We start from the raw sequence: 11,287 nt of genomic DNA on the forward strand, positions 1-11,287 counted from the left end.
AGTTATGATTTAACAGTTCTCTTTAAAATTATGGAAATTATTATGGTAAAAAACAATCCGGGAAAGATTTTTCTAAGGAAATCGTTCACAGCCACATCTAACCTGTTCATGGCCCGGAGACTGTCAAAGGTCTGGGAATAAGCGGTTTCATTGAGTTGCTCCTCCAGGATCTGCCGATTGTCTTCCATCAAGTTGAGATTTACCTGTTTGAATGCTTCAAATGCAGTGGGATCCAGGTGCAGGAATAAATAAACATACAGGGCAGAAAGGACAGCCATCAGCGTGTAGACAACAAAACCTACTGTCATCCCCTGGCTAAAATATAGTGTGCCACCGTTATACCCATCGCGGAAGCCTTTTATTCCAAAAAAAACAAAAACGGGAATGAACAGGTAGCCGAGTATCAGGTTCATGCTGAGGGGCTCCACATCGAGTATATACATGGTCAGAAAACCCAACAGACAGAGGCCTGCACCGGAAAGGCCAAATGGCCAGGCTGCGCGGAGGTATCTATTCATGGATGCCCTCCACTCTGCCACGATTGATCAGGTATTTCACGCGCCCTTTTAGCGCTTTCCCCCAATAGGGAGAATTTTCCGCCAATGAGGCATTGGTTTGGTGGTCCAGCGTCCACCTTGCTTCCGGATCAAAAACAGTAAGCGTTTCCCAGGCGGAGGATTCATTCCCCAATACCTTTTGCGGACCCGTGCAGAGTTTGCTGATCAGTAAGGGATACCCCAATTCTGCCTCGAGCTGCACCAGGGCCGGAACAAAGGTGGGCAATCCGGACATCCCGAAAGGCGACAGATCAAACTCCATATTTTTGGCATCATTGTCATGGGGCACATGGTTGGAAACCAATGCATCAATGGTACCATCCCGAAGGCCCTCCAGTAAGGATTGCCGGTGTCTTTTTTCGCGGAAAGGTGGCATTACTTTCAGACAAGTGTCAAAATCAAAAAGATCTTCATCTGTAAACAGGAGCTGGTAAATGGAAACATCGGCAGTCACGGCAAGCCCCTCTGCTTTGGCCTTTCGGATGTGCTGCAGCGCACCCGGGGTGCTGACGGTCTGAAAGTGAAGTCTGCCCCCGGTATACCGGAGTATTTCGAGGTTTTTCTGCACCGCCACCTCCTCAGCCAGGTCAGGAATTCCCCTAAGACCCAGGCGGGTAGATACGATTCCTTCATGCATTTGACCAAATAGCGCCAGCAGGGGATCATGACTTTGGTCAAAAAGTACGCCATCGACCCGCTGCAAATACTGCAAGGCCTTCATTAGCCGGTCTGAATGAGAAAGTGGCAACAACCCCTCTCCGAAGACCCGGATGCCATAGTGGTTCAGGTCCAGCATTTCGGTGAGCCCCTCTCCTTCCAGGTCCCTGGTCACAGCAGCCTGAACATGGAATGTGGGAAAAAGCTGAGCCGAGTGGTTTTGAATATAAGCCACCTCATTTTTAGATTGCAATGGCGGCTGGGTATTGGGGAGCAGTACAGCCTCTGTCATGCCTCCCTGCATGAGCGCCTGTGCCAGGCTATCGAGCGTTTCCCGGTATTCCAAACCAGGCTCCCCCGAAAAACATCTCAAATCAGTCCAGCCCTTCGACCCCAGTAAACCACTACAGTCTAGCAGGGTTTCGGAGGGTCCGGGCTCATTGGTATCGGCTTTTTGGAGAGTTTTGCCATCAAACAGGTAATCATCCGGAGGGAGGATTTCTTCATCCGTGATAATTCTTAGTGACTGGAAGCGTACGCGCATTTGGAATCTTATTTTTGCAAAACTGCACTTTTATTCCCTAAAATGGAAATAAATTGCAGGGAAGAACTATAGGCCTGCTTCTGCTCGTTTCTGTCATTACCGGAATACGACCGGCTGCCTGGTTGTAGGATTTATCCCTAAAACAGTTAAAGGTCGAAGTTCTGGTTTCGCGGAATTGATCTCTTCCTTTGCCTAAAACGGGCTTGGTGGCTGTCAGCCCTAGCAAAGATTTTATTAAGGATCAAGCCTGTAACTGACTCATTCGGGCGCCGGAACACCTGGCCAGCTCATCATTGTCTCCCAGCCATTCACTCAAAAAACCCGTGCTGATCTATTTGTATCCTTGTGAATTAATTCATGCGGTTTGCCATCTTTTTTTAAAGATCTGCCAGATTTTCCTTTGCCAGTTCAAAATCAGGACTTAGGGAAAGGGCTTCTTCAAAGGCCGTCCTCGCTTCAGTGGCGCTTCCCTGATCTTTGTAAATCAATCCTTTAAGGTTTTGAGCGGCAGCGAGCATACTTACCTGCTGCATGGTATTGTCCTCTTTGGGGAAATTCAGGTTCTGTTCGGCAGCCTTCTTGTCCCGTATCAGCATATTGACAGAATTCAGGGCCTCTTCATATTTTTTTAAACTATACTGCAGGTAGCTGGTCTTGTAGAGGCTGAAAAGATCACCTGACAGCAGGTGCAGGGATTCGAAATGGGGTAGGGCCCGCTCCAAAGCACCCAGTTGCTCCAGAGAAAATGCAGCTACTTCCAGACCAATCAGGCTTTTGTCATTCTTTTCGAGCAGGTCGAGTGCTACCAGGGCAGAAGACCCATATTGCTCCATTTCAAAATACAAGGAAGCGAGGGTTTCGGGATAGGAAAGATTATTGGGGTTGCGTTCCATGAGTTCGTATAACTTCATCTTGGCAACAGATGCATCATTGTATCTCATAGCCAGGGCATAAATCCGGTTATCCGAGTTGTTCCTGGCCTTATTGCTATCCGCTTGCACAGTAGCAGGTACCTCCGTCTGTGCATTGGTGCTATCCTGGGCCACGGCCACAGGCTGTATCAGCAGCCCCAGCAATACAATCAATACAGCGTATTTCATCATGATCTTCATTCGTTTGTTTTTTTTTCTATTCCTTTTTTTGCAGCCAGCTCATACATCAACTGCAAAGCTTCATTTTTATTGTTTTGAATCTGACCATCCAGTATGGCTTCCTTGATTTCTTCCTTCAGATCTCCAACGATACGGGAGGGCTTGAGGCCAAATATAGTCATGATTTCATCTCCAGACACGGGAGGCTGAAAGTTTCTAACCTGATCTTTTGCTTCTACCTCCTGCAATTTCTTTTCTACTTTATCGAAATTGGCCAGAAAACGTTTGACCTTATGGTTATTCTTTGAAGTGACATCTGCCCGGCAAAGTTGCATGAGATCTTCCACATCGTCGCCGGCCTCAAAGAGCAACCTCCTCAAAGCCGCGTCCGTGACTTCATCATTGACCAGAGCTATCGGTCTAAGATGCAATTTTACCAATTTTTGCACATATTTCATCCTATCGTCCATGGGCAATTTTAACCTTCTGAAAATCCCCGGCGTCATTCTGGCCCCCTTATCTTCGTGACCGTGAAAGGTCCAGCCAGCTTTTTGGTTGAAGCGCTTTGTTGCAGGTTTGGCGATATCGTGCATGATGGCCGCCCAACGCAGCCAAAGGTTGTCCGATCTGGCCGATAAGTTGTCCAATACCTGAAGGGTATGGTAAAAATTATCCTTATGGGATTTGTCGCCCACCGAATCTACTCCCTGAAGTGCCACCATTTCCGGAAAAAACTCCTTCAACAAACCGCTGACAAAGAGCAATTTGAATCCATAGGATGGCTTATCCGTCATGATGATCTTGTTCAGCTCATCGATAATCCGTTCTCCCGATATGATTGACAGCCGGGAAGCATTACGGATGATACCTTCAAAAGTATCCGGGGCGATATCAAATTTCAACTGAGCCGCAAAACGAACCGCCCTTAACATACGAAGCGGATCATCCGAAAAGGTAATATTCGGGTCTGTGGGCGTACGAATCACCTTCCTTTTCAGGTCCTTTAGCCCTTCGAAGGGATCCAGCAAGGTACCGTAATTTTCCTTGTTTACTGCTACTCCCAAAGTATTGATCGTCAGATCACGGCGCTCCTGGTCCTCTTGTAAAGTTCCCGCCTCCACCTTCGGTTTTCTGGATGCTGTCTGGTAAGACTCCTTTCTGGCTCCCACAAATTCAACCTCCCAATCGTCTATGCGTATCATGGCTGTACCAAAATTTTTAAATACCGATACAGCAGGTCGGTTTTCAAGGCTCCTGGATACCGCCTGCGCGAGTCGGATCCCGTCGCCAATACATACAAAATCGATATCTTTGCTGGGCCGCTCCAGCAAAATATCCCTGACATACCCCCCCACCAAATACGTTTCCATTCCCAACTGATCAGCTACAGTTCCAACCTGTTGAAATATGGAAATTTTATCTAAAGAACTTTTCAGATTCATGCTTTTCTTGTTTTGACCCTACCATCGGCATGCAATTCCATGGTCTCAGTTTCAGAAAAATGAAGCGGAAAGGCTTCCTGAGCCAAAAAGGGTATTTCACCGGATTTTTCTACCCATTGCATCTCCACTGTATCCCTGAGCTCAAACAAGAGCCGGTGCCAGAATGGTGATTTGATCAATGCAAATTTAATCAATCCTCCCGAATTTACTCTACCATTTATCCCCGGTGCCGGGGGGCTATGAAATATCACCTTGTCTGCCGAGTATTCTACAATGTCTAATGCTACTTCAGAAAAACTTCCGGCCAGGGCCTGAAGCTGAAATACTTCATGTATCAGATACACCCCTGTATGAGGCATATTGGGGTCTTTCGGAGAAAACCATTGAAATGTGGTGCCCCGGGAATCTTTAATAGTGATTGTTCCTTTTTGCCTGAATTGGGATTTAACCGCCCTGTAATCCACTTAAAACTATTTTTTGATCTTAAAAAACTTCTTTGGCTACCTTATAGGTGGCGTCTGCCCTGCTCATCGTATAATAATGAAGACTGGGCACACCATAGGCTATCAATTCCTTACTCTGTTGGATAGACCAGGCTATTCCCACTTCCTTTACCTCTGCATTGCTCTTACAACGTTCCAACGCAAGCAGCAAATCATCGGGCAAATCCAGGTAAAAAATTCTGGGCAGATTTACGATTTGTGACAGGGTAGTGATTGGTTTCAGACCTGGTATGATGGGTATATCTATGCCCATTTCCCTTACCTTTTCGACAAACTCGAAATATTTGCGGTTGTCAAAAAACATCTGTGTGACCACATAGCTGGCGCCGGCATCTACTTTTGCCTTCAGTTTCTTCAGGTCATAACTGATGCTCGGTGCTTCAAAGTGCTTTTCCGGGTATCCTGCTACACCGACACAAAAATCCGTCTGGAAACCTACCTCTGTTTCATCATGCAGGTAGCGGCCATGATTCATGCCGATGATCTGTTCTACCAGCCCTGAAGCATAGCGATGCCCCTCTTTATGAGGCACAAAATTCGCATCTGTTTTAGGCGCATCTCCTCTAAGCGCCAGGACATTTTCGACTCCTATAAAATAAAGGTCGATTAATGCATTCTCCGTCTCCTCTTTCGAAAAACCTCCGCAGAGCAAATGGGGTACGGCATCTGTTTTGAACCTGTTCATTATCGCTGCACAAATCCCCACCGTTCCGGGCCTCTTCCGGGTACTTACCTTTTCCAGAAGTCCATTGGCATGTTTCTTATAAACGTATTCCTCCCGGTGATAGGTCACATCGATGAAGGGTGGGTTGAACTCCATCAACGGTGCTATTCCTTCAATCAGGTTAGTAAGGCTTTGCCCCTTGAGAGGGGGGAGTATTTCAAATGAGAAAAGCGTCTTGTCCGCAGCTTTGATGTGTTCGGTTACTTTCATTGTGTTACATTATCGGGCAGTACGGCTGCCTCAACCGTCATAGGTCAATTGGGGTGAATAGGACAAATTGGGAGAAAGCCATCGTTCTGCCTGAGACTTGGACACGCCTTTGCGCCGCGCATAATCTTCTACCTGGTCCTCACCTATCTTTCCCAGACCGAAATATTTACTCTCCGGATGAGCAAAATAATATCCGCTCACTGAGGAGGTGGGATACATGGCAAAGCTGTCGGTAAGACTCATGCCTGTATTCTTTTCAACTTCCAACAGGTCAAACAAGGTACGTTTTTCGGAATGCTCCGGACAGGCCGGATATCCAGGCGCAGGGCGAATACCCTGGTAGGACTCCCTTATAAGACCGTCGTTGTCCAGGGTTTCTTCCGGCGCATAGGCCCAGAACTCTTTCCGTACCTGCTCATGCAGGTACTCTGCCGCCGCCTCTGCCAGTCGGTCGGCCATGGCTTTGAGCATGATATCGTTATAGTCGTCTCCTTCCTTTTGAAACACTTTCAATTTCTCTTCTATTCCCAGCCCGGTGGTAACGGCAAAGCCTCCGAAGTAATCCTGCTTTTTTGGATGAATGTAGTCTACCAGGCTTCTGTTAGGCACTCCCTTACCTTTACGCCCCTGCTGCCTGAGAAAATGAAATACGAATTGCTTGTTTCTGGTAAATTCCGGATCAACGATCAAATCATCTCCTGAACGGTGTACCGGAAACAAGCCCAGGACTCCACTGGCCTTTAGCCAGCCTTCATTAATGATCCGGTCAAGCATGTTATTGGCATCATTGTACAGTTTTAACGCTTCCTTGCCTACTACCGGATCCTTCAGAATCTTGGGGAATTTTCCCGCCAACATCCATGTACTGAAAAAGGGGGTCCAGTCGATGTATTTGCGGATAAGGCCAAGATCTAGTTTTTCGAAAACCTGAACGCCCGTTTTCCGGGGCCTTAGCGGTTCATATCTGGCCCAATCAATACCTACAGGATTGAGTTTGGCTTCCTGATAGGTGACCAGTTGTTTTACCTGTTGCCTGGCTTCATGTTCATCACGTAATTTGCTGTAGAGGGCCTTCATTTCCCTCCGGTACTTGTCTCTGCTTTCCTTACTGATGGCTTCTCCGGCTACAGGTACAGATTTGGAAGCGTCGGCTACGTGCACCACGGTACCGCTATATACCGGATCAATCTTCACGGCAGTATGTATCCTGGAGGTAGTGGCCCCGCCTATCAGGAGTGGAATCTTCAGGCCACGCCTTTCCATTTCTGCTGCTACATTTACCATTTCATCCAGGGAAGGGGTGATCAGCCCGCTTAGTCCGACGATATCTACTTTTTGGGCAATCGCTTCATCAATGATCCTTTCGGTTTCAACCATCACTCCCAGGTCGATGATCTTATAGCTATTGCAAGCCAGTACTACGCCGACTATATTTTTACCGATATCGTGAACATCTCCCTTCACCGTCGCCAGCAGGATACGGTTGATGTTGTCATTCCCTTTGTCCTCTCCCTCTGGTGCCTCCTCGGGCAGGGGCATGAATGGCTCCAGGTAGGCAACGGCTTTTTTCATCACCCGGGCACTTTTTACTACTTGCGGAAGAAACATTTTCCCTTCTCCAAAAAGGTCTCCGACTACATTCATTCCATCCATCAACGGTCCCTCAATAACCTTGAGGGGATCGTCCAGTAGTAATCTGGCCTCTTCGGTATCCTCCACGATATGGTCCAGTACGCCTTTTACCAATGCGTGCTGAATCCGCTTTTCCACGGACAGGCTTCGCCAGGCTTCATCGGTTTTATCCTTCTTTCCTGCGGACTTGACAGTTTCGGCAAAATCCAGCAGGCGCTCTGTGGCATCCTCCCTCCTGTTCCAGATCACATCCTCCACATGTTGCAGCAAATCCTTGGGTATATCATCATATACTTCCAGCATGGAGGGATTTACAATCCCCATGTCCATACCGTTTTTGATGGCATGGTACAAAAATACAGCATGCATGGCCTCCCTTACCGGGTTGTTTCCTCTAAAAGAGAAAGATACATTGCTTACCCCCCCGCTTACCTTGGCTCCCGGCAAATTGTTTTTGATCCATTTTGTAGCCCGAAAAAAATCAATGGCGTTGGACTTGTGTTCGTCCATTCCGGTGGCTACGGGAAATATATTCGGATCGAAGATGATGTCCTGTGGATTGAATTTCACCTGTCGGGTGAGGATATCATAGCTTCTCTTGCATATCTGTATGCGCCGTTCGTAGGTATCGGCCTGTCCTTTTTCATCAAAGGCCATGACTACCACGGCCGCCCCAAATTTTTTGATGGTTTTGGCCTGCTGGATAAATTCTTCCTCTCCATTTTTGAGGCTGATGGAGTTTACTATTCCCTTTCCCTGTATGCATTTGAGTCCGGCAAGGATAATTTTCCATTTGGAGCTGTCAATCATCACCGGGATTCGGCTGATCTCCGGTTCCGATGCAATCAGATTGAGGAATTTGACCATAGCCGCCTCTCCGTCAAGCATGGCTTCATCCATACAAACGTCCAGAATCTGGGCTCCTCCCCGGACCTGATCCAGGGCTACCTCAATGGCTTCATCGTAGTTTCCATTCAATATCAGCCGGGCAAATTTTTTGGAACCGGTGACATTGGTTCGTTCTCCAATATTTACAAAATTAATGGCGGCATTGAAAACCAAAGGCTCCAGCCCGGATAGTTGCAATGCAGGCTCCTTATGGGTATACGTCATGGGTTTACTTTTCAAGGATTTTTACGTTCAACTGCCGGGGACTATATTTGGAGGCCGTATTGGAGATGGTTGCAATATGCTCCGGTGTGGTACCACAACAGCCTCCCACGATATTGACCCAACCTTCCTTCAGAAAGTCCTCCAGTTGTTCATTCATTTCGGCCGGTCCCTGGTCGTATTTTCCGAATTCATTGGGCAAGCCGGCATTGGGATACACGCTCACGTAGTAAGGCGCATTCTCGGCGAGAACCTTGAGGTAGGGCCGGAGTTCTTTGGCTCCCAGCGCACAATTCAAGCCCACACTCAAGAGCGGCACATGCGAAATAGATATCAGAAAAGCTTCTGTGGTCTGTCCGGAAAGCGTGCGCCCGGATGCATCTGTGATGGTCCCGGAGATCATGATGGGGATTCCCCCCTCATGCGGATCCAGAGGCAGGCCCCGTTTTTCAAAAACTTCCTGAATGGCATATAGGGCAGCTTTGGCATTCAGGGTATCAAACACGGTCTCGATCAAAAGGATATCCACTCCACCATCCAGAAGCCCTTCTACCTGCTCCGAATAGGCTTCTACGAGCTGGTCAAAGGATATGGCACGGTATCCCGGATCATTTACATCGGGAGAAATTGAAGCGGTTCGATTGGTTGGACCTATAGCTCCGGCTACGAATCTGGGCTTTTTAGGATTCTTGGCAGTACATTCATCTGCTACTTGCCGGGCCAATTTCGCTGAGGCTACATTTAGTTCGTAGGCCAGATCTGAAAGACCATAATCTTCCTGTGCGATGGAAGTACTGCTAAATGTATTGGTTTCTACGATGTCTGCACCGGCATCGAAATAGGCTTTGTGGATTTCCCGGATGATTTGAGGACGGGTAAGTGATAGCAGATCGTTGTTGCCACGGAGAGATTTTTTAACTCCGTAGAGGGCTTCATTTCTGAAGTCATCTTCCTTCAATGCATAACGCTGTATCATGGTGCCCATGGCACCGTCCAGTATTAGAATTTTCTTCTGAAGTTGTTGTAGCAATAAATCGGTTCTATTTGGCATCTGTCTATAGCATTTCTTTTTAAAAAGCCTGTACGAGCATGAACCGCCATAAAACTAGAAAAGTTTATCTACCTTATTCGGCTCATCTTTATCCGGCTTTTCCGGAACGGGAATTAGCACCTTGTCACATCAGGTTGCTAAGACATCATAGGGCCCTACCCTCCGTCTTTCTCGATAAGCAATGGCAAAAGTAACAGGATTTCAGAAGAAAAAACCCCTTTTTGTAAAAAAATTTGGCTCAAGGCAGAGATCAGCTTTGATCCATGCTGTCAATTGTAAACCCGACTTAGGGCTTTAAGCCTAGTCCAAATTGAACGTAGGGGCCTGAAAGGTAATTGGCCATGGATACTTCGCCCAGCCGGTACCGGCTCAGGGGCAACTCATACCCGCCATGAACAGAGTAGACGAAACTAAAAAGATTCTTAAACACCGGCATCGCATAGGACATGACCAGCTCACCTTTGCTCATAAGTCCCCTGTTGCGGAGGTATCCGTCAAAGTCCGGCTCTTCAAACAATAGGGGGAAATCCGGCTTTGAACCGTGCTCAACAGTGTACCGGATCGTACCCATGCCCAATCCAGCCATGATGCCAAGTTCCAGGTTTTTCCGTTTATACAATTGAAACCCGTAATTCCCATAGGCCCGCAGGCTGTTTAAGGTATGTTGGTAGGTTTCGTTTCCCTGCCCTGTATTGGCAATGTTGAATATATCCACGCCATAGAGCCGTCCCCTGTTTTCAGCGAGTATTTTCATCCCCAGGTATCCGGGGGTTCTACTGAATGGCTGCCAGCCGTTATCTGCCAAAACCTGATTGAGGCGTTTTGGGTTTTTAAAATTTTTACCATAAAAAAAATGTACACCGATACCTGCATCGGGAAAAAATAATTTTTGATTGGAAAGAGACACCCCTGCCCCAAGCCGAAAAAACGCACCGCTCTGTAAGTTATCAAAGGTGATACCGTTCATCGTCCAGGCCCCTTCAAAAGGACTGAACGAATAGCCGAATTTACCAAGAACGCTAAGATTTTCTTCCAGTCCGGGTAGGGGTAAATCATAACCGAATTGAAAGCCGATTTCAGTCAAAAACCCCCCAAAGCGATGAGAGCCCTTTTGAATATCATGCTGGCGTATGATAAAACCCTGAGCCGGTTGATCGAGAAAGGAAGTAAGGTCCGATACGCGTCGCTGGTCTTTTAGCATTTGAAAATTGAGGTAACCGGCACCCAGGGACATGTAATGTACCAGGTGAAATTTACCCTCTTCTGTGAGTGCATAGCCTACGTTCATATAAAACCTGCTGGTACGGTTGTCCAGGGTATACTCTCTGAAATAAGAATTGGTACCATTGTTTTGAAACAGCTCAAAGCCAAGGATAAAATCTGTAAGGCGATACTGAAAACCCAGGCCCATAGAATTGTACCCGCCCCGGAGATTGGATATCCCTTTGTGGGCAAGCATTTCGTTCAGCTCCCTGATGTTGGATCCAGATGTCCCCAAAATAAAATACAAGGTCGACCGCTCCGAAAGCCTTGTCTGCTGGGCATACAGGTCCGTCATAGCCAAAAAGAAAAGTATCAAACAGGTTATCCGTCTCATATTGCTTTCCAAAGGTGCAAAGGTAAAATTTAAACCGGAAATTTGCATTATTATTTCAGGTCCTTCCGGTTTTATGACAACAGGAAAAATGATGCCAACCGGGGCTGGGAAGTGTTGATTGATGTACCCGGTTTATTGATTTTGCAATGTGGAAATTGCCTGTCAGAAA

The 11,287-nt window shown here is 47.2% G+C and carries 9 protein-coding genes and 1 riboswitch; all 9 genes read right to left on the reverse strand.

What is annotated here, in order from left to right:
• Positions 1–2: 2 nt before the first annotated feature.
• The 9 genes from BUB19_RS13480 to BUB19_RS13520 all read right to left on the reverse strand — a co-directional run bounded on the left by BUB19_RS13480 (position 3) and on the right by BUB19_RS13520 (position 11,118).
• Positions 3–518, reverse strand: coding sequence for a DUF4199 domain-containing protein (locus BUB19_RS13480; RefSeq protein WP_073095082.1), 516 nt, complete (start codon positions 516–518; stop codon positions 3–5).
• The gene (locus BUB19_RS13485; RefSeq protein ID WP_073095083.1) at positions 511–1,758 is read right to left on the reverse strand and encodes a dihydroorotase; all 1,248 of its coding nucleotides are present in this window, start codon (positions 1,756–1,758) and stop codon (positions 511–513) included. The genes BUB19_RS13480 and BUB19_RS13485 overlap by 8 nt, the downstream gene beginning before the upstream one ends.
• A gap of 377 nt (positions 1,759–2,135) precedes the next feature.
• A complete protein-coding gene (locus BUB19_RS13490; protein WP_073095139.1) occupies positions 2,136–2,861 on the reverse strand; it encodes a tetratricopeptide repeat protein in 726 nt (241 codons plus the stop codon).
• Between the two features lie 5 nt (positions 2,862–2,866).
• The gene (locus BUB19_RS13495) at positions 2,867–4,291 is read right to left on the reverse strand and encodes a CCA tRNA nucleotidyltransferase (RefSeq protein ID WP_073095084.1); all 1,425 of its coding nucleotides are present in this window, start codon (positions 4,289–4,291) and stop codon (positions 2,867–2,869) included.
• Entirely contained in the window at positions 4,288–4,755 is a 468-nt protein-coding gene (locus BUB19_RS13500) for a hypothetical protein (protein WP_073095085.1), read from the reverse strand. Before BUB19_RS13500 ends, BUB19_RS13495 begins: the two co-directional genes overlap by 4 nt.
• A gap of 19 nt (positions 4,756–4,774) precedes the next feature.
• Positions 4,775–5,728, reverse strand: coding sequence for a methylenetetrahydrofolate reductase [NAD(P)H] (gene metF / locus BUB19_RS13505; protein WP_073095086.1), 954 nt, complete (start codon positions 5,726–5,728; stop codon positions 4,775–4,777).
• Positions 5,729–5,758: 30 nt separating this feature from the next.
• On the reverse strand, positions 5,759–8,473 hold the full coding sequence (gene metH / locus BUB19_RS13510) for a methionine synthase (protein ID WP_073095087.1): 2,715 nt from the start codon (positions 8,471–8,473) through the stop codon (positions 5,759–5,761).
• A gap of 4 nt (positions 8,474–8,477) precedes the next feature.
• On the reverse strand, positions 8,478–9,521 hold the full coding sequence (locus BUB19_RS13515) for a homocysteine S-methyltransferase family protein (protein ID WP_073095088.1): 1,044 nt from the start codon (positions 9,519–9,521) through the stop codon (positions 8,478–8,480).
• A 79-nt stretch (positions 9,522–9,600) separates the two neighbouring features.
• A riboswitch (SAM riboswitch) is annotated at positions 9,601–9,702 on the reverse strand.
• A 105-nt stretch (positions 9,703–9,807) separates the two neighbouring features.
• Positions 9,808–11,118, reverse strand: a complete 1,311-nt coding sequence (locus tag BUB19_RS13520; protein WP_073095140.1) for a hypothetical protein — start codon at positions 11,116–11,118, stop codon at positions 9,808–9,810.
• Positions 11,119–11,287: the final 169 nt, after the last annotated feature.

The sequence above is a fragment of the Cyclobacterium lianum genome (assembly GCF_900143075.1).
In the GTDB taxonomy this organism is placed as follows: Bacteria; Bacteroidota; Bacteroidia; order Cytophagales; family Cyclobacteriaceae; genus Cyclobacterium; species Cyclobacterium lianum.

Coding starts and splice junctions, on each gene's coding strand:
- BUB19_RS13480 (WP_073095082.1), bottom strand. CDS start 518: ATGAATAGATACCTCCGCGCAGCCTGGCCATTTGGCCTTTCCGGTGCA.
- BUB19_RS13485 (WP_073095083.1), bottom strand. CDS start 1,758: ATGCGCGTACGCTTCCAGTCACTAAGAATTATCACGGATGAAGAAATC.
- BUB19_RS13490 (WP_073095139.1), bottom strand. CDS start 2,861: ATGATGAAATACGCTGTATTGATTGTATTGCTGGGGCTGCTGATACAG.
- BUB19_RS13495 (WP_073095084.1), bottom strand. CDS start 4,291: ATGAATCTGAAAAGTTCTTTAGATAAAATTTCCATATTTCAACAGGTT.
- metF (WP_073095086.1), bottom strand. CDS start 5,728: ATGAAAGTAACCGAACACATCAAAGCTGCGGACAAGACGCTTTTCTCA.
- metH (WP_073095087.1), bottom strand. CDS start 8,473: ATGACGTATACCCATAAGGAGCCTGCATTGCAACTATCCGGGCTGGAG.
- BUB19_RS13515 (WP_073095088.1), bottom strand. CDS start 9,521: ATGCCAAATAGAACCGATTTATTGCTACAACAACTTCAGAAGAAAATT.
- BUB19_RS13520 (WP_073095140.1), bottom strand. CDS start 11,118: ATGAGACGGATAACCTGTTTGATACTTTTCTTTTTGGCTATGACGGAC.